Source organism: Roseofilum reptotaenium CS-1145, from assembly GCF_028330985.1.
GTDB classification, from domain to species: domain Bacteria; phylum Cyanobacteriota; class Cyanobacteriia; order Cyanobacteriales; family Desertifilaceae; genus Roseofilum; species Roseofilum reptotaenium.
This window is the reverse complement of record NZ_JAQMUE010000034.1, coordinates 61,060-78,513: the sequence shown is the minus strand read 5'-3', so window position 1 is coordinate 78,513 and position 17,454 is coordinate 61,060. Positions and strand designations below refer to the sequence as shown.

Annotated in this window: 17 protein-coding genes; 11 read left to right on the top strand and 6 right to left on the bottom strand. The window is 44.7% G+C overall.

Translation table 11 applies throughout. The annotated features are described in order from the left end of the window. Positions 1 to 22 precede the first annotated feature (22 nt). Positions 23 to 2,137, top strand: a complete 2,115-nt coding sequence (locus tag PN466_RS05210; protein ID WP_271937521.1) for a pentapeptide repeat-containing protein — start codon at positions 23 to 25, stop codon at positions 2,135 to 2,137. A gap of 55 nt (positions 2,138 to 2,192) precedes the next feature. Here the strand turns inward: PN466_RS05210 and PN466_RS05205 are convergent, their stop codons facing one another. Further along, positions 2,193 to 3,704, bottom strand: a complete 1,512-nt coding sequence (locus tag PN466_RS05205) for a DUF3370 domain-containing protein (RefSeq protein ID WP_271937520.1) — start codon at positions 3,702 to 3,704, stop codon at positions 2,193 to 2,195. Positions 3,705 to 3,999: 295 nt separating this feature from the next. Between PN466_RS05205 and PN466_RS05200 the strand changes: the two genes are divergently transcribed. The 3 genes from PN466_RS05200 (at position 4,000) to PN466_RS05190 (ending at position 6,532) form a co-directional block, all read left to right on the top strand. Beyond that, a complete protein-coding gene (locus PN466_RS05200) occupies positions 4,000 to 4,716 on the top strand; it encodes an MORN repeat-containing protein (RefSeq protein WP_271937519.1) in 717 nt (238 codons plus the stop codon). 131 nt (positions 4,717 to 4,847) lie between these two features. Continuing rightward, on the top strand, positions 4,848 to 5,936 hold the full coding sequence (locus PN466_RS05195) for an AAA family ATPase (RefSeq protein ID WP_271937517.1): 1,089 nt from the start codon (positions 4,848 to 4,850) through the stop codon (positions 5,934 to 5,936). Next, positions 5,936 to 6,532: a DUF3226 domain-containing protein gene (locus PN466_RS05190; protein ID WP_271937516.1), complete on the top strand. Its 597-nt coding sequence runs from the start codon at positions 5,936 to 5,938 to the stop codon at positions 6,530 to 6,532. Before PN466_RS05195 ends, PN466_RS05190 begins: the two co-directional genes overlap by 1 nt. Positions 6,533 to 6,622: 90 nt before the next feature. On the opposite strand, the gene PN466_RS05185 is transcribed toward PN466_RS05190, so the two are convergent. Then, the gene (locus PN466_RS05185; protein WP_271937515.1) at positions 6,623 to 7,489 is read right to left on the bottom strand and encodes a fructosamine kinase family protein; all 867 of its coding nucleotides are present in this window, start codon (positions 7,487 to 7,489) and stop codon (positions 6,623 to 6,625) included. Positions 7,490 to 7,548: 59 nt separating this feature from the next. Then, positions 7,549 to 8,874 (bottom strand): M16 family metallopeptidase, encoded by a 1,326-nt coding sequence (locus tag PN466_RS05180; RefSeq protein ID WP_271937514.1) that lies wholly within the window; start codon positions 8,872 to 8,874, stop codon positions 7,549 to 7,551. A 251-nt stretch (positions 8,875 to 9,125) separates the two neighbouring features. On the opposite strand from PN466_RS05180, the gene PN466_RS05175 reads away from it, so the two are divergent. Then, the gene (locus tag PN466_RS05175; RefSeq protein ID WP_271937513.1) at positions 9,126 to 9,314 is read left to right on the top strand and encodes a hypothetical protein; all 189 of its coding nucleotides are present in this window, start codon (positions 9,126 to 9,128) and stop codon (positions 9,312 to 9,314) included. 39 nt (positions 9,315 to 9,353) lie between these two features. Further along, positions 9,354 to 9,548 carry a hypothetical protein gene (locus tag PN466_RS05170; RefSeq protein WP_271937511.1) on the top strand — a complete coding sequence of 65 codons (195 nt, stop codon included), beginning with the start codon at positions 9,354 to 9,356 and terminating at the stop codon, positions 9,546 to 9,548. A 70-nt stretch (positions 9,549 to 9,618) separates the two neighbouring features. Here PN466_RS05170 and PN466_RS05165 read toward each other — a convergent pair whose 3' ends face one another. Then, the gene (locus PN466_RS05165) at positions 9,619 to 11,169 is read right to left on the bottom strand and encodes a SagB/ThcOx family dehydrogenase (protein WP_271937509.1); all 1,551 of its coding nucleotides are present in this window, start codon (positions 11,167 to 11,169) and stop codon (positions 9,619 to 9,621) included. Positions 11,170 to 11,368: 199 nt separating this feature from the next. On the opposite strand from PN466_RS05165, the gene PN466_RS05160 reads away from it, so the two are divergent. Together PN466_RS05160 and PN466_RS05155 are read left to right on the top strand one after the other, a co-directional pair. Continuing rightward, a complete protein-coding gene (locus PN466_RS05160) occupies positions 11,369 to 11,929 on the top strand; it encodes a pentapeptide repeat-containing protein (RefSeq protein WP_271937508.1) in 561 nt (186 codons plus the stop codon). A gap of 68 nt (positions 11,930 to 11,997) precedes the next feature. Next, positions 11,998 to 13,398 carry an NACHT domain-containing protein gene (locus PN466_RS05155; RefSeq protein ID WP_271937593.1) on the top strand — a complete coding sequence of 467 codons (1,401 nt, stop codon included), beginning with the start codon at positions 11,998 to 12,000 and terminating at the stop codon, positions 13,396 to 13,398. A gap of 21 nt (positions 13,399 to 13,419) precedes the next feature. On the opposite strand, the gene PN466_RS05150 is transcribed toward PN466_RS05155, so the two are convergent. Continuing rightward, positions 13,420 to 15,099: an alpha/beta hydrolase gene (locus PN466_RS05150; protein WP_271937507.1), complete on the bottom strand. Its 1,680-nt coding sequence runs from the start codon at positions 15,097 to 15,099 to the stop codon at positions 13,420 to 13,422. 81 nt (positions 15,100 to 15,180) lie between these two features. Between PN466_RS05150 and PN466_RS05145 the strand changes: the two genes are divergently transcribed. From PN466_RS05145 to PN466_RS05135, 3 genes are read left to right on the top strand one after another with little or no spacing between them, the layout of a single operon-like run. Next, positions 15,181 to 15,744: a GNAT family N-acetyltransferase gene (locus tag PN466_RS05145; protein ID WP_271937506.1), complete on the top strand. Its 564-nt coding sequence runs from the start codon at positions 15,181 to 15,183 to the stop codon at positions 15,742 to 15,744. 22 nt (positions 15,745 to 15,766) lie between these two features. Beyond that, on the top strand, positions 15,767 to 16,546 hold the full coding sequence (locus PN466_RS05140) for an ABC transporter permease (protein WP_271937505.1): 780 nt from the start codon (positions 15,767 to 15,769) through the stop codon (positions 16,544 to 16,546). 33 nt (positions 16,547 to 16,579) lie between these two features. Next, positions 16,580 to 17,026 carry a DUF1499 domain-containing protein gene (locus PN466_RS05135; RefSeq protein ID WP_271937504.1) on the top strand — a complete coding sequence of 149 codons (447 nt, stop codon included), beginning with the start codon at positions 16,580 to 16,582 and terminating at the stop codon, positions 17,024 to 17,026. A gap of 125 nt (positions 17,027 to 17,151) precedes the next feature. On the opposite strand, the gene PN466_RS05130 is transcribed toward PN466_RS05135, so the two are convergent. Then, the gene (locus PN466_RS05130; protein WP_271937502.1) at positions 17,152 to 17,355 is read right to left on the bottom strand and encodes a hypothetical protein; all 204 of its coding nucleotides are present in this window, start codon (positions 17,353 to 17,355) and stop codon (positions 17,152 to 17,154) included. Positions 17,356 to 17,454: the final 99 nt, after the last annotated feature.

Here is a 17,454-nt window from a genome sequence, read left to right as displayed (position 1 = left end):
ATTCAGTTCAAGACTCGACCTTATGGCAAGTTCAACGGCCCCTAAAGAGAGTAACTCTTCTTTCCCTAAGCCCCCCCTTAAACTTCGTCGTCCCCCCTTATCCCTACGACGGTTTAGTGCTTGGGTGGTTGAGGTCTCTATGGTCGTCGTGAGTGCTGCCGTTCCCTATGGCTTGGGGGACTATGCCAAAAATCAAGGGAATCAATCCCCAGTTCCTGTAAATTCCCTGGTGGCTACTGGTCAAGAGACGATCTCCAAAACCCTAGCTCTACAAGTGAGCGATCGCCAAAACCAGGTCTCTCCTCTCACCAACTTGCTCTGGTCAGTTGCCTTTATTGCTCCTGTGGCGGTAGCTGGATGGCAACTTTATCTGCTGGGAACCACTGGCCAAAGTTCCCCCAAACTCTGGTTAGGGGTGCGGGTAATCTCGTTTAATGGCGGCGTTCCCGGTATCGGACGGGCTTTTGTGCGCGAGGCGATCGGGCGTTGGGGACTTCCCATCGGCGTAGCTTACGGCATTTGGCGCTATAGTGGAGCCTTTCCCCAACTAGCCATTCTACTGGGTTTATCTGGTTTAATGTTGACTGTGGAAGTCTTTAGCGGCCTGTTTGACCGCTATTATCGCGCCTTCCATGACCGCATTGCTGGAACCTATCCCATCTCCGAACCCTTACCCATCAGCTACACCAGTTCGGAAGAAGACCCTCCGGGCGCTCTCGCTGTTACGCCTAAAACGGGGAAAGAGCAATCCAGCTTATGGGGTTGGATGCAAAATCATCCCGGCATTACCCTGGTGAGTGCGATCGGGTTAGGCTTGGGTTCTGTTCTAATTGCATTTGTGGGAACCCAAATTTTTATCCAATCCCAAACCACAGTGCGTGAAGGAGATGCTCAGGATAATCAACTGTTCATCGAACTTGTGCAACATCTCGATCCCTCAGTTGCCAATTCTGCCCAAAAACGTCGCGAGGCAGTCTTAGCCATGGGCACACTCAACGACCCCAAAGCCTATCAATTTCTGGTTGATTTATTAGTTCAGGAAACTGACCCCCGCTTAGTCGATGCCATTCAACAGGCTCTCTTTAGCATGGGGCCGGATGCTCTGCCCTATTTACAACGGGCAAATCTAGCTCTGCAAAAGGACATGGAAACCCTCAGTCCAGGGAGTAGCCAAAAACAACAGAACATTATCCGCTTACGTCTGCGGGCGACCCAACAGGCGATCGTAAAAATTCTCACCATTGACCAGGGAAACCCCGAAAATTTTTCTCTCGCGCAAGTCGATTTAGGCAAAACTTCTGCCCCTGTTGCCTTTGTTGCGGCGATGGAAAAAGCAGACCTTTCTGGAATTAATTTTCGTGGGGCAATCTTATCCCAAGCCAGCTTAAAATGGAGCCGATTTTATGGCGCAGGAAAAGACCAACGCTTAGGCACATTTGATGATGAAGTTGCAGATTTAAGCGGTTCAGACTTAAAAGAAGCGGATTTAACCGGCGCAGTCCTCTCCAATGTCACCATTCGCCGTACCAATTTGATTCGCGCTATTTTAAATAAAGCCAATTTAAATGAGGCTCGACTGACTGGCTCAAACCTCAGTAGCGCTCAGTTATCGAGTGCTACACTCCAGTCTGCCTTCTTAGAAACTGCTAGTTTAACTGGAGCCAACTTAAACGATGCTAACTTATCTTATGCCCACCTACAAGGATCGAGATTAGGACAAGTTCAGGCGATTTCGAGTCAGTTTAAGTTTGCGAATCTTACAGAAACGACTTGGGAAAATGCCAATTTATCCCAAGCCAATTTCAGCAGTGCCCAATTGCAATCAGCAGATTTTACCGAAAGTCAGTTAACGGGTGTGACGTTTAATAGTGCCCAACTACAAAATGCTAATTTTACTGCAGCAGTCTTAGTAGATACTGATTTTCAAGGCGCAAAATTAGCCGGTGCTAACTTCGAGGGTGCGGTTTTTGAACCCATAGTCAAATCACCTAACAAGGATGAATTTATTGAAAAACAATCTCCTGCAACTAAATCGGAGGGATTCGCAGGAGTAGATTTTAGTGAAGTGCAAAATTTAGATGAAAAGCAATTGACGTATCTGTGTTCTCAGGGCGCAATTCATCCCAATTGTGAATAGGGTACATTCATCCAGATAACCTTTAAGTGAGCAATACTCACAAATAGAGACTGAATCAATTCTCTGTTTTAACGGTTAGGACTTGGGGAGGGGTGGCATCGGGGGGATAAATCAAATCTACCTGCACCTGTTGGCGATCGCCGGGAGGCAGGGTTAACTCTAATAAAGCCTCTCCCCGTTGTCCTCGCTGTTGCACTAAATGCATATAACGTTCTGTCGCTTGTCCCTGGGAATTTTGATGCACAATTCGCACTGTTCCCCGGAAGAAGATCCGATCTTCGGGAGGATCTAAAAACATTAATAATCCTTGCGTACCATCATCTTTTAAGGGGGTTTGCAAAGAGATAGTAACCTTTTGTGCTTTCTGAGTATTGTTATAAAGGGGCAAAGTTAAATTATATTCAACCCCATAATTCCCATGGCCAAAATAGGCTGTATCTGGATAGCGGGTTAACATGGGAGCGCTTTGGATTTGCCCTGTACCCAGCCGTCCGCGATGGAGTAAGCTTAGGCCGTAGGCGATCGCCCGTCCGGGTTTGGGAATCGTTAAATCCTCAGATTGGGGATTATCGGTTAATGTCGTTGTCCATTGCGAACCCTGGGAAATGCCCGCCACTCGACCATAAATAAACCGAGCGGGGAAGTTGGTGGTTTTATTATCAATGGGAGTCGGTCGTAAATCTCTTGGCCCTGATAAAGTGCCCTTCACCAATAAACTCAGCCATTCTTGCAGGGTTGGTACACGCTCCGTACCATCCGGGTTTTTCGGGGATAGCATGGCTAAATTCGCCACATGAACTGGGCCATCTGTTTCCACCCGCAACAGAGTCGAGCGACCGTTGGAGGTTGGAAGCACGGTTCCCGCAGGAATCGGGAGATTCATCAGTTGTTGAACTTCCCCGGGTTGAATCACCGTCACATCTGGCCAATTCCCTTGTTTTCGACCCCGTAAAACATCGCCTACAGCACGACTTCCAGGGCCAGAAAAGATGGTTCCCAAGCGATTATCTACAATTTCGGGTAAGTCGATAAAAATGGCATCGGGGCGAGTTAAATAACTGGCTCCTTCCAACACTCTGAGAGTAATCGGTTGATTCGTTGGATTATAGATTAGAATTCCTTGAAAGAATGACCGAATTTCTGCTTGTGTTCTAGCACGAGAAATATGATGAGCAAAAATATCAAATCTTCCTTCTAAAGGATAATCTAGGTGGGCTTGAGGGTGCTGCATTCCCCGTTTTGGAAATGTGGATAAGAGAATGCCTTCAGTTTTGACCAGTTCGGGACTATTACTATTAAAAACCGGAACCCGATCCAGTTGACCTGATAAGGGACGAACTTCAGTCGGTTGTAAGTATTCAAATTGTGGCAAGGTAGGAAGCTTGGGAATGGTTTCGAGGGGACTCAAGCGCTCTGGAGGAGGGAGAGGGGGAGGTGTGGGAGTAGGAGTCGGTTCAGGGGTAGGTTCAGCAGTCGGTTGAGGAGCGGGATTGATCGGTATAGGAGTCGGTTCAGAAGGCGGAATCGGAATTTGGGAGAAAATCAATAAAGAAACTAATGGCAGCATAGGCTCGCAGTAGGGTTAATTAGGGAAATATCCGAAAGTGTTATCGTTTTTGGCTCATGATCTAGTCACCTCTTCGTTAGATTTGGGAGAATCTAAGCTGCGTGGCTTGAGCCAGCAGAAAGTGACGTACCGATTACCAGTACCTGGCGCTCTACTTAATGTTCTCGGATCTGAATCGAGATCCGGGGAAGTTTCGATCGCCACTGCATGGAACTTTTTCCATTAACCGGATCAACTTTAAACCTATATGATAGAGAAGTTTGAACATTAAGACCAGATCGTGGGATAGAACGCAATGCAACGGATGATAGGACAACCCCAATTTGGATTGGCTCACGGGTTAGCGATCGCCTTAATTTCTGCCACAGTGACGGCCCTCACTGGGTTTAGCCTCCCCGCACAAGCTAACCCCAATTCTCTCTGTCGAGGGAATTTTAGTGGCGGTACGTTAACAGGTGAAGGGACGTGTACCCTTCCGAGTGGAACTCAGTATCAAGGGCAATTAGTAGAGGGCATTTTTCACGGTCAAGGAACCCTACGTTTCCGTAATGGATTTCAATGTCAAGGTACGTTCCGTAATGGTCGTCTGCAAGGGGATGGGGTTTGTTCGTTTGGGCGACAATATCGCTATGAAGGGCAGTTTCAGAATGGTCAGCGTCTGGGTCAAGGAGCGATCGTTTTGAGTACCGGAACGCGCTGTGAAGGGACAATTCAGGATCAACAGTTGAATGGTACAGGGGCTTGTGTGTATCAAAATGGCGATCGCTATCAAGGAGCTTTTCGCAATGGTCGTCCTGATGGTCGCGGAGCCTTGAATTTTGCCAATGGTACCCAATGTAGTGGAGCATTTCGGGAAGGCCAACTCAATGGCTTTGGCACTTGTATTTTCCCCAGTGGTAATCGTTATGAGGGTAATTTTCGCAATGGGGTGAAACAGGGTTGGGGCGTTTTTACTTATACCAACGGCACGAAATTGGAGGGAAATTGGCAAGCTGGAGAGTTGAAAAAGTAGTGCATTAGAAAACTCAGTTTTTTGTAGCGCTGTCTTCGCTCTGAGCATTTTAGCGAAGGCAGTGCTACAACGAACCTAGGGCGATCGCTCAGATATAATCAAACCAGGAGGGTTTAATCCAGTAGATTTCTATGTTCAAAGAGATTACAGTTAGCAATTTTCGATGCTTTAAGGACATCACCATCCCTAACCTAGAGCGAGTCAATTTAATTGGAGGGGTTAATAATGTTGGCAAAACTACCCTGCTAGAGGCGATCGCTCTATCAACCAGCTTGAATTCCCTAGAAACACCCCTAAGATTAAACTTTGACCGGGGGATTGTCCGTCACCCCAATTTTAACATAGAAGAGATTTGTGAGTGGCTATTTTATGAAAAACGATCCGATCGAAATATTAAAATCAAGATAGTCGATCATACGAATATCAATTTTGACCTGAAATTAAGCTTGGATAAAGCCTCAACACCCAGAATACTACCTTTAAGTTTAAGATCGAATACCCGAAAGTTTTTCAAGGACTTAAAATTAGAGTTTAAACAAAACGATCGACACGTGATTTTTACTATTTTTCTGACACTAGACAAAGAAGATATTGGTGAAATGAGGCTAGGTATTGAACAAGAAACTATACCCGAAGAAGCACAAATAGATTTTTTGGATGCTAGTTATTTTATCAGTAGTCGCTTAAAAATATCACCCAGTGAGGATGCCGAAAAGTTTAGCGATCTAGAAGCGATGAATAGACAACAGGAAATTGTCGATATTTTGAGAATCTTAGAGCCAAGGTTAAATCGTTTAGCTATTTTAGTTAATGAGGGAATTCCCATGATTTATGGAGATGTGGGAATGGATTCTTTAATTCCTATTTCCGTAATGGGGGAAGGAATGGGACGACTACTTTCAATTATTCTGTCGATTATGAGTATTAGCGATGGCATCTTGTTAATTGATGAAATTGATAATGGTATTCATTATTCAGTTTTAGAAAAAGTTTGGCAATCTATTGCTCTGACGACTCAAAAGTATAATACCCAAATTTTTGCCACTACCCATAGTCGTGAATGTATTATTGCTGCTCACCAAGCCTTTTCTCAGTCTGAGTCCTATGATTTTCGCTATGTCAGATTAGAACGGGAAAAAGATTCTCCTTTGATTAAATCTTTAGTTTATGACCAAGAGACTCTAGAGACTTCTGTAGATCTAAATCTGGAGATGCGCTAATGAGTCAGACTCACCCAACTGTCAACTTTCACAAGCCACGAGTCATCCTTGGTGAAGGGAAGGATGAACAATTCTTTTTCTCTGGGTTGATTAAGTATTTACAAATTAAGGATATTCAGATCGAGGTTTATGGTGGAAAAGATAATTTAAAGCAGTTTTTAAAAGCTGCTCCTTTAATCCCTGGCTTTTCTAGTGTGGTGGCTTTAGGGATTACCGGTGATGCAGATGCTTCATTTACGTCTAAATCTCAAAGTATCCAACGACAGATTTCTGAATTTCGGGGTTATCCGAATGTCAGTAGTGATTTAAGAATTAACTATTTTATCCTTCCCGATCATCAAAATTCTGGAATGCTAGAAGATTTAGTCTTAAAGACACTCTCCGATAAGGAAATGAGTTGTATTGAAGAGTTTATCAGTTGTATGGAAAGCTCTACAAGTAGAAGAATCCATAATTTTTCTAAGGCTAAAGTTAATGCATGGTTAGCAAGTCAAGATAAACCCGATAGGCGTTTAGGAGAAGCGGCGCAAGCAGGCTATATTGACTGGGAACATTCAGCCTGTGAAAGATTAATTGAATTTGTGCAAAATCTCTGAAATACTCATGGCAGTATGTTGGGTTGCACTTCGTTTAACGCAACATACCCCACAATACCATTAATGATTAATGATGAATTCCTCAGATTCTCATCGCAATAATTGGCGGATCATGCTGTTGGATTGAGGACCATAACCACCACCAAAAAGATTGAAGTGATTGAGAATATGATAGAGATTATAAAGGGTTTTACGGACACTATAACCGGGATTGGGCGGCAAAACTTGATGATAGCCCTGATAAAAAGAGGCAGGAAAACCGCCAAATAATTCAGTCATCGCTAAATCGACTTCGCGATCGCCAATATAAGTGGCTGGATCGAAAATCACCGGTTCTCCAGACACCGTGCAAGCCGCGTTTCCCGACCATAAATCCCCATGAACTAAAGAGGGTTGGGGGTGATGATTGGCCAACAGTTCGGGAAGCGCAGCGAACAGTTCCTTCTCTTGGGGAAAATGCCCTCCTCGCCGTTTAGCTAGTCGGAATTGATATCCTAATCGATGGTCCCGATAAAATTCAACCCAATTTGCTGTCCAAGTGTTGATTTGAGGAGTTGAACCAATCGTATTATTGCCATCCCAGCCAAACTCTGGGCGAGGTGGCTTGGCGCTGTGCAAATGCGCCAGTTGTCGCCCCATTTCTTCCCAAGATTTGGACATTCCACCCCCGAATTCTAACCATTCCAAGACAATGTAGGCTGAGTTGCCTGCGACTCCGGTACAAATAGGGGTGGGAACACGAATCGTTTGGGTATCGTGCATTTGTTTTAAACCCAAGGCTTCAGCGTCAAACATTTCGATATCTACAGCGCGATTGAGTTTCACAAAATAGACACGATCCCTTCCCCGAACTTGATACCCTTGATTAATACAACCCCCACCGACCGATCGATGAGATTGAATTTCAAAGGATTGGTTGGTCACTTCACTAATGCGATTGGCAATTAAATTCCACATGGCTTGGTTGGATAATTAACAATCAATAATTATTTTAATTATTAATTGTTAATCGTTAATTATTTAGGTCTTATGGTGACGATACCATAGGCTTCTGGAGAAAGATAGGAGCGGGCAGCCGCTTGCAAATCTTCTAGCTCTAGGGAACGGATGCAAGTCGGATAATTGAGGGCAAGGTTGACATCTTGGAGCATGGCTTGATGATAACCGTACAAGTTAGCGCGATCGCTCGGTGTTTCCGTTCCAAAGACAAATCGGTTTGCCACTTGAGTGCGAATGCGTTGCAGTTCTGACGCTTGCAGATTATGGCTGAGAAAACCGACTTGTTCGGCGATCGCCTCTTCCACTTCGGCTAAATGCTCCGTCGGCAACTGAGCCGCCACATAAAACAACCCTTGGCTATGATACGTTAAATTGGCTGCCATCACGCTAGACACTAACTTCCGCTCTTCTCGCAACTGACGGACTAACCGAGAAGTACGTCCTTGAGAGAGAATCGCACTGAGAATATCAAACGCATAGGTTTTGTCCTGAGCTAAAGCACCCGGAACCCGCCACACCATCACTAACCGTGCTTGTTGCAAACTCGGATCGACAGACTCTCGGCGTTCAATACTTGTAAAAGGCGCTTCGCTTAAGCCATTAAAAGGGGCAGTGTCTGAAAACTGCCCTAATCTTGGTGCAACCGGTTCTGAAGCTTTCAACCGTTCCCCAGATACCGTGAGCGTGCAACTATCAGCCACAATTTGAATCAACTCGTCCACCGGCAAATTCCCTACCACCGCAGCAGTAAAGTTGTGAGGTTGATAATACTGCTGATGAAACTCTCGCATTTGCTCCGGTTTCAGGCTTTCAATCACCTCTTTTGGGCCTAAGACTGGACGACGATAGGGTAAATTTTCAAAGGCTAATTCCATTGCCTTTTGATAAACTCGGCGACGGGGATTATCTTCGGAGCGATGAATTTCTTCAATCACCACTGAGCGTTCCCGTTCAAAGGCTTCATCCGGAATTGTGGCATTGAAGATCACCTCAAACTGTAGGGGGGCTAACTCCATAAAGTCTTGAGGCGCGGTGGTGATATAGAATTGGGTGTAATCTTGGCTCGTCAAGGCGTTGGTAACTGCACCTCGTTCTTCGATCCGGCGCTCAAATTCACCCGGGGGCAGATTAGGGGTTCCTTTGAAGATCATATGCTCTAGGAAGTGAGCCATGCCATTGATGGGGTCTGATTCTACCGCAGAACCGACTGGGAGCCACAGGCTTAAATTCACAGCATCCACAGGCATTTGCTCGGCGACGATGGTGAGTCCATTGTGCAGGTGACGCACCGTGGGAGCGATGCACCGTCCTGGAGTAGCAGACCTAAGCAAGGTTGAAGTCATTGAAGAAAAGTATCACAAGGTACAAGGTTCTTTTTCTATGGTAAACAGTTCTGCCAAAACTGGGATGTATTGACTCATAAGTTTCATGGAAAATTAGCATATGGGCAGGTGGATCAGGCTCTGAGTAGCGATCGCTCCCGGACTCAAGAACGGCCATAATTAAAGCCAAAGCAAGACGTGAGGCTCTGATGAAATGGTAGATAAACCAACAACTCCATTCATTGAAGAAGACTCTCTCTATCTAGGAAGTGATGACTAAAAAGTTTGAGTTTTATCAAACCCATGGAGTAGAGGAGTATTATGCTTACAACCCCAAAGGAAATAGACTGGAAGGGTGGTTGAGAAAAGGGGAAATAGTGCAGGAAATCACGCCGATGGAGGGCTGGACAAGTCCCAAGTTGGGCGTAAGTTTGACAACAATTTCAGGAGAGTTACGGTGATTAACCGCAGAGGGCAAGCAGTTAGGAACCTATCTGGATGTGGTGCAAGAGCGCGATCGCGAACGCCTGGAAAAGGAACGGGAGCGACTCGATAAAGAATTGGAGCGCCAAAGAGCAAATGCGGCTGAGTTAGAGCGCGATCGCCAACAGCAACGAGCGAATGATGCCCAAGCCACCATTGAACAATTACGCGATCGCCTACAGCAACTGGGAGTCGATCCGGATCAAATCTAGCTAAAGATGGCAATCCTTCACGTCTGAAGTGTCAGCCAACTGTAGGAAACCTCTCAGAATTTGAGATGAGTTACCCCAACCGTCGCGGACGACCTAGGGTAGTGATATAGATGACTGCCTCATCGACAGGAATTCCCAGCACTTCATTGACCTGATCGTCGAAAAAACCACCAATCCCACTGACTCCCAAGCCGAGGTGAATGGCAGCTAGGTTAACCCGTTGTCCAAGATGACCGGCATCCATATGGAGATAACGATAAACGCGATCGCCATATTTAGCTACCGCTTTCCCTAAGTCAGCAGTGTGAACAATAATTGCGGCGGCATCTCGACCTAAATCTTGTCCCAAACACAAATAATGTAGCTCTCGGCGAAAGTTCTTAAATCGAATTTGCCGCAGTTCTTGCGCTCTGGGAGCATAATAATAACATCCTTCTTCTAATCCATTCACTCCAGAAACAGCGAGAAAGGTTTCTAATAAGCTGAGGTCGAAATAGTCCGGAGTGGGATCGAGATACTGGTCTTGATAGTTTTGGGGTTGATACGTAAAGTCTAAAAGCGCCCGTAATTCAGCTAAGGATAGGTCAGCGCCTGTATACGAACGGGTAGAACGACGCTGGAGGATCGTATTTTCTAGGGAAGGGGCTTCCTCTGTAGCCCGAGGGGGCGTACTCCCTAAGTCTCCCAAGTTGAGAGGTCGGCTGGTGGTGGAAACTTTTAAGCAAAAAGGAAAATTGTATTTATCCTCTGAGTCTAGGGGGGTGAGATCGGGTTTGGGAAGAGGGTTGGCAGAGATGCGGGTACTTTGATGCAGGTATTCCAAGAGCTTTCCTTCCGGAAGGGTAGGATAGTCCGTTTGTGTCTCGGAGGGCAGAGCGCTGGGAGGAGACGGTGGAGGAATGTCTGGTTTAGTGTAGGGGACTAGGGGCAGGATGGCGAGGGTTCCTTCTGTTTCCGGATTGAGATAGAGGAGTTCATCGATCAGATCGTCAGTGAATCCACCAATGAGATAGGGACGATATCCATACATCGCTCCAGCGAGTTCAAGGTTGCCTAAGAGATGGCCGCTATCCAGGCAGATTCGGCGGTAGGCGCGGTCTTGATACCGCCAGGAAGAGCGGTAAAAGACGGCAGTTAGGGCGATCGCCACAGAAGTTTGGTTGAGGACAGGATGGTTAAAACAGGCCGTTTTTAAGCCTTCCCAAACTGGGTTCTCCCAATAGTGGAGTAGACTATGGGTTTTGCACTGATAGTTATAGAGACCAGGTTTGAGTAGGGATGTACCTTGGGAGATCAGATAAACTTCGGCTGGATATAATCCTCCCGCAGAAGGAGCTGAACGCAGGTAGAAGGATTCACCCATGAGGGTAGGAACCCTAGCCGTGATGCCGTAGCTACACAGGAGGAACCGGGATAAGTTTTGCCAGTCTTGCTCATGGGTATCGGGACTCAGATAGGGCTTGAGGTCAATAGAGGTTCCCAGTTTATACTCTTTGAAGGGAATGGGTTGATCTTCCCAGTTGAGTCCCTGGCTTTTCTGACCAATTGTGTCCGGGTCGTATTTGGTGCGTTGATGATAGTGTTGAGCGATCGAGTGGGAAGGAGAGTTGGGTTGAGACATGGGCCGTTGCAGATGAAGATAATGTTAAACAGAAATGCCTGTTACGTTACAAATCTTAAAAAAAAGTTATGAAACCCTAAAATTCGCACAAAAATAGGGTAGGTTATTTTGGCCATTTAATAAGCATTTTTACTTATTGTTTTAGGACTGCTTGGCATCAAGCAGTAAATCATAGACTGTTTCCAAGATAACAAGCAAAATGGAGAAAATCAGCTCAGAGGCTCTACTCAAACAATATGCACAGGGAAGACGGGATTTTGAAGGAATTGAGGGAGTGCAACTGAACTTGTTTGATGCCGACTTAAGGAAAATTAATTTTCAAGGGAGTAACTTAACTCAAGCTTACCTGCCCTATAGCAATCTAAGTCAAGGGAATTTAGCTGATGTAGATTTAGAAGGGAGCTTATTGAGCGATACTCAACTCCATGGGGCTAATTTATCCCAGGCTCGACTGCGATCGGCAAATTTGTCTCGGGCTAATCTTCGTTATGCCGACTTAAGAGGCGCAGATCTATCCTATGCTAACCTGCAAAATGCAGATTTATCCTATGCCAATCTAGAGAAGGCAAATCTTTACGGGGTTAACCTTCGAGGGGCAAAACTAAAATCGGCTCAATTCCAGCAGGCCAATTTGCAACGATGCGATTTATTTCGATCGCAAGGTGCAGATCTGACAGATGCCATTGTTGATCCAACGACGGTACTACCCGATGGTCATCGTCCCCTAGGGGAAGATCGAGACTCAAATCCAGATTCTTGACGGCAGCTTAAAGGTTGACGATGATTTAGGATAACCAACCAAGACCCATTGTTAATTGTTAATTGATCATGACTTTTGGCGATCGCCAGCAGACTCGGATTCGACACAAGCTCCTTCTTAAGGTACGCCATGATGTCCAGGCGCATTTGAGTCAATCTTTACATCATCAGGTACTCACTGCTTTGAGTAATGAACCGAACCCATTAGGAGTCGGACGGCCGGGGGATATTCAGGTGAAACTGAGTGGTTCACCCACCACCCAATTAGACCCCAGCACCAGCCCCTTTAACCTGTTCGATCAGACGGGAGGCGTTTGGGTCGTGCTCGGCAATATTGGTAGCGGGAAAACCACCACGTTATTAGAATTGGCAGATGAGGCGATTGCACGCGCTCAAACCTATAACCATCAACCGATTCCCCTACTGTTTGATTTATCCCAATGGTACAAATATACCTTAAGCGCTTGGTTGATTGAGCAAAGTTTCCTGAAGTATGAACTACCTCGTAAAGTTGCGAAGAAATGGTTGTTTCAAGGACAAATTCTCGTCATCTTAGATAATCTAGATACCCTATCGTTTGATCGTCAAAATCAAACCCTACAAGCGATTAAAGAACTCCGAGCCAATACCCAACAGTCTCTCCATCTCATCCTAGGATCAAGAATTGATTCCTATAAGCGCTGTCCTACTCGGCTAAAACTTCAAGGAGCCGTTTGGTTAAAACCGCTCAATCCCACACAGATTAAAGACTATTTATTCCAAGCCAGAAGTCGAGAGCTGTGGCATAGTTTACATGAATACAAGGGACTTATGTCATTAGCTAAAACTCCTCTTTTTTTGAACTTAATGACCCTAGCCGATGAAGAAATTTTAATCCATGCTTGGGCGAGAATTTCTGACTCGGAGCAGCAATATCGCTATCTCTTCAATGCCTATTTACGTCGTTTGTTAGCCCAAGATCTACCTTCTGACGAACGGCAATGGTATCGTTCCGAGCAACGACCCAAACCAGAAGAGACCAAACATTGGTTAATTGCTTTAGCCAAATGGATGCAAAAGGAAAATCGCACCAATTTTGCGAGCGTGGATGTGAATGCTGGCTATTTCCAAGCCCCGGAACAAAATCGGCATTACCAAATTGGAGTGGGTATAGCGACAGCTTTGTTATTTGGCGCAATTTGTGGGGTGATTATTGCTGCTTTAGTTGAAGGATTAGGGTTAGGGTTAATGATGAGCTTAATTCTGGGCACCGTTTTGGCAGGACTGGGGATTCTAATTAGCTTGCCGTCATTGCGGACGTTTATGCTTCGATATCAGCTCTATCGCGAGGATCTGATGCCTTGGGATAATCGGCGCTTTCTGAACTATGCCAGTAGTAAGGGGTTGATTCAAAAAATTGGCGATCGCTATCAATTTCCCCATCAACTGATTCAGGAACATTTTGCCCAAATTGAAGAATTTAAGATCTAAACTTTATCATACTCTCCCTCATTACTCATTACTCTGACTGATGGGCTGAACTACTGGAATCGGTAATTCTTGTCCATAGGCTTGCTCTAATTGTTCAGCGTCTAAGGACTGAATTAAATTCAGTTGTAGGGTTTCTGCACTCAGAGTTTGGGCATAACTGGCACTCAGATAGGGTAAATAAGAGTCATCTTGAGCTAAATAGACTTTCAAGAAGGCTAAACTTAAGCTCTTCATGGCATTAATGCCCACAGTATTATCTCTGGGTTTTTCTTGAGCAGATTCTGTGGCGAAGGGATTATTATTTTCGGTGGGGGCACTGACGGAAAAATGGCTCCCTGGAACCATTAACGCCAAGTATTTTTCTGGGTGTTTCAGCCATAAAAAAGGATAAATTTGTTCAGTCACCACGGGAGTCACTACATCATGACTACTAGCCATTAGTAGGGTAGGCACATCAATTTGACCAATTTGTTCTGGGCCAAAAATCACACTACTAAGAGGATAAACAGCGATCGCCGCTCGAACACGAGGATCGTGTAACTGTTGCTCATCCCTATTGACCTCATTAGCTCGACATTGCAAGAGTACCGATACATTTAACATGGGATTATCCAACGTACATTCCTGGCGCATACGTTCTCGATTTAACTCTGCTCCAGCTAAGGATAATGCTGTTGTTGCGCCCAAGGAGTGACCTAAGATGCCGACACTTTCGACATTAATGCCTTGCGACCAAGTCACTCCTTCAGCTTGTAATTTTTCTAACTCATCTAATAAGAGTTTAATATCATAGGGGCGATCGACAAATTCATTCGGATAAATCTCTGTATTCAACAGCCCTTCTAAGAGAGCTTGTCGATACGCTAAATTAGAACCAATATGTTCAGGAATAGCAACCGCAAATCCATAGGAGGCAAGATATTGAGCTAAGTAAACAAAATTGCTCCGTGTCGAGCCAAATCCATGGGAAATGACAATTAAAGGGACCACTTGATCTTGATTTTCCGGTAAATAGAGATCGATATCTGACTCTAAAAAATCTCGGGTTTTGACAATTAAATTCTGTTCGCGAACCCTGAAGGGGCCAAGTTTCAGGATATCCGGTAGACTCTCAGCAATCGGATTTAAAGTCGCCTCTGCCTTTGCTTGTTCAATAATCGTTTGTACCGTAGAATCTCGATACTGAAAAAACGTGCTTAATAGGTTCTGCAATTCAAAAACCACACCAGTATTAATCCGAATCCCTTGACTGGGAAAATAACGCATAATGTTGACTAACGTTAATCCTTCTGGATCATCGGCAGCTAAGATTAAGGCAGATCTGAGCGCATAAAACCCATTTTGACGCTTTTGAGTTTGTACCAAATATCCTAAGCGTTTCAAAACTTCTTCTCCCATAGCAGTATAGGTCATCTGAGAAACTGCTACCGGACTTAAATTAAACTTTTGTTGTAGTAATAATTGTAACTCTTGAAGATCTTCGGGTTCCAGAAATTGGGCATAAAACTTGAAATCCGGGGTAATTTCTCCCGTTTTCGCAAACGTATCGAGAGCATCTACCGACATCGCAAATTCTAAAGGACCATAGGTAAAATACATCTTCTCTGCACTTCTGGCTGGTCTTTGTGACCAGGGAAATAAACTTAATGCCAATAGAAATAATCCATAGATAGTTCTCATTAGGACTGACTTGATCTTCATGGCTTCCTCCTCAACACCATTCAATGATATGCTAAAGTGCTTTAAGTGTCATAAAGTAAATAACCTTCGTATAATAGGGTTATGAATCATTTTCACATCCGAGAAGCCCAGACTTCTGATATTCAAGCGATTGCTGATCTTCATAGTTCCCAAGCTCGCACTCAGATCCGTGATTCTAGTGGGGGTTTCTTACTGGCAGAAATTACCCAGGAGCAAGTTCATGAGCATATGAAGCAGGGAACTCGTTATTTTTTAGCCACTTTAGCACCAGAGGAGCAAGCGGAAATTGTGGGCTTGGTGGCGCTTTCGCAACCCCAAATTACACCCCAGATCTTGGAAACGATTCGCTGGACAGGAGAAGATTATAGCGATCGCCTCATGAGCGATCGCCATTACTACATCCAAGTCTTAGTCACTAAACCAGGTTGGACAGGAAAAGGAGTTGCCCAGTCTCTGTATCGGTTTCTCTATAAAACTCTTCCCGGTTCAGTCTTATCGGGGTTTATTGTCACCCAACCCATTACCAATCATCGTTCACTCAACTTCCATCATCAGCAAGGGTTCTCAATTATTGGAGTGATCGATGATGAAGAGTTTCTGAATCTCAAATCTTGTCAAAGAACAATCATTTACCGCGAAATTTAAAGCGATTAAAATCGATTAAGTAATGCAACATATTAAGCTACTTCAGTTATTTTGGACAACTTCCATTGCCGCTGAACTTGAATACCGCCTGAATTTTGCCATTGCCACCCTCACCAGTCTTGGTAATCTTGTTGGTGGAATCTTTGGACTGTTTTTATTTTACCGAACTGGCTATACATTTGACGGTTGGTCATGGGAACGAGCTTTATTGGTGATGGGATTTTTTACCCTGCTGCAAGGCATTTCTAATGCCTTTCTTGCACCTAATCTCAATCGCATCGTAGACCAGGTAGAAAAAGGAACCCTAGATTTTGTGCTGCTCAAACCCATTAGCACCCAATTTTGGCTCTCGACACGGATGATTTCCCCTTGGGGATTACCCGATGTAGCTTTCGGCTTAGGGGTTATTCTCTATGCGGGGAATCGGCTCAATTTAGTCATCTCTGACTTCATTTTAGGCTTATTTCCCCTATTTTTCGGTATTTTAATTCTTTATAGCCTGTGGTTTCTTCTAGGTACAACTAGCGTCTGGTTTGTCAAGATTTATAATATTACAGAAGTACTCAGAGCACTTTTAGATGCTGGACGCTATCCAGTTATCGCTTATCCCGTTGCCTATCGGGTTTTCTTTACCTTTGTCGTTCCTGTTGCCTTTTTAACGACTGTTCCCGCCCAAGCACTGTTAGGAGAGATCAACATAACGTGGTTCATCGGTTCTTTACTGCTGGCGATCGCCTTATTAATCCTATCCAATGCCTTCTGGAAATTCGCTTTACGTTACTATACCAGTGCCTCTAGTTAAATCAAAAATTAAAAATTAAAAGTTATTCCTGGAATGGTAGCATACCTAAGTTGTCTGCATGGAATCATCTTTTCTAATTTTATGTTCTCATTTGCTGGAAAACGGCCCACTAATCTAGGCGTTAAAGAAGGAAAACTTGCCCCTTGTCCATCTTCTCCCAATTGTGTTTGTAGCCAATGTGAAACCACAGATACTCAACATTATATTCAACCATTCTCCTATGCGGGCACTCCCTCAGAAGCTCTGAATAAACTGAAATCAATTATCCAGAAAATGCCCCGAACTGCCATGATTACTGAATCAGAGAATTATCTTTATGCTGAGTTTACCAGCCAGCTTATGGGATATGTCGATGATGTGGAATTTTATGTGGATCAAACAGCCCAAGTTATCCAGGTGAGATCGGCTTCTCGGTTAGGTCAATCAGATTTAGGAGTCAACCGCAAACGTATCGAAGAGATTCGCAGCTTGTTTGCTTAAAGCTCAATCACACTTGAGGCCATTTCTGTTTAACCTGAACCATCCATCGATCCTTGGGAGACAAGGGGCTGAGGGCCCCTTGTTAAGGGTATATCTCTCCCATTACCCATTATCGTTACCCATTATCAGCGCGTAGCGCTATAGAGCGCACTACGAGACTCTTGTGTAACGCTCCCAGTTAAGACTCCCCGTTGGAGTTGGTAAAAGGCTTGAACATCTTCAATTCCGTAGTGCGTACATTGGAGAAGATATCGAAGCTGCTCTTCAGTCGTGCGTGAGAGATATCCAGTCATCAGGGTTTGCTTGACAAGATCGCGAATCAAAATCATGGGACGGAACTCCTAGAGAACACCAAAACCTGGAAAGCTTAATGAGGCCTTCATTAGATCTCTCAGAAAAATCCCTAGGATTTTATGCAAAACTGGCAG

Excerpts from the sequence above, each read along its gene's own strand:
- PN466_RS05185 (WP_271937515.1), bottom strand. The coding sequence starts at position 7,489 with ATGTGGAATTTAATTGCCAATCGCATTAGTGAAGTGACCAACCAATCC.
- PN466_RS05190 (WP_271937516.1), top strand. The coding sequence starts at position 5,936 with ATGAGTCAGACTCACCCAACTGTCAACTTTCACAAGCCACGAGTCATC.
- PN466_RS05205 (WP_271937520.1), bottom strand. The coding sequence starts at position 3,704 with ATGCTGCCATTAGTTTCTTTATTGATTTTCTCCCAAATTCCGATTCCG.
- PN466_RS05210 (WP_271937521.1), top strand. The coding sequence starts at position 23 with ATGGCAAGTTCAACGGCCCCTAAAGAGAGTAACTCTTCTTTCCCTAAG.
- PN466_RS05150 (WP_271937507.1), bottom strand. The coding sequence starts at position 15,099 with ATGAAGATCAAGTCAGTCCTAATGAGAACTATCTATGGATTATTTCTA.
- PN466_RS05160 (WP_271937508.1), top strand. The coding sequence starts at position 11,369 with ATGGAGAAAATCAGCTCAGAGGCTCTACTCAAACAATATGCACAGGGA.
- PN466_RS05140 (WP_271937505.1), top strand. The coding sequence starts at position 15,767 with ATGCAACATATTAAGCTACTTCAGTTATTTTGGACAACTTCCATTGCC.
- PN466_RS05195 (WP_271937517.1), top strand. The coding sequence starts at position 4,848 with ATGTTCAAAGAGATTACAGTTAGCAATTTTCGATGCTTTAAGGACATC.
- PN466_RS05130 (WP_271937502.1), bottom strand. The coding sequence starts at position 17,355 with ATGATTTTGATTCGCGATCTTGTCAAGCAAACCCTGATGACTGGATAT.
- PN466_RS05165 (WP_271937509.1), bottom strand. The coding sequence starts at position 11,169 with ATGTCTCAACCCAACTCTCCTTCCCACTCGATCGCTCAACACTATCAT.
- PN466_RS05155 (WP_271937593.1), top strand. The coding sequence starts at position 11,998 with ATGACTTTTGGCGATCGCCAGCAGACTCGGATTCGACACAAGCTCCTT.
- PN466_RS05175 (WP_271937513.1), top strand. The coding sequence starts at position 9,126 with ATGACTAAAAAGTTTGAGTTTTATCAAACCCATGGAGTAGAGGAGTAT.
- PN466_RS05135 (WP_271937504.1), top strand. The coding sequence starts at position 16,580 with ATGGTAGCATACCTAAGTTGTCTGCATGGAATCATCTTTTCTAATTTT.
- PN466_RS05200 (WP_271937519.1), top strand. The coding sequence starts at position 4,000 with ATGCAACGGATGATAGGACAACCCCAATTTGGATTGGCTCACGGGTTA.
- PN466_RS05145 (WP_271937506.1), top strand. The coding sequence starts at position 15,181 with ATGAATCATTTTCACATCCGAGAAGCCCAGACTTCTGATATTCAAGCG.
- PN466_RS05180 (WP_271937514.1), bottom strand. The coding sequence starts at position 8,874 with ATGACTTCAACCTTGCTTAGGTCTGCTACTCCAGGACGGTGCATCGCT.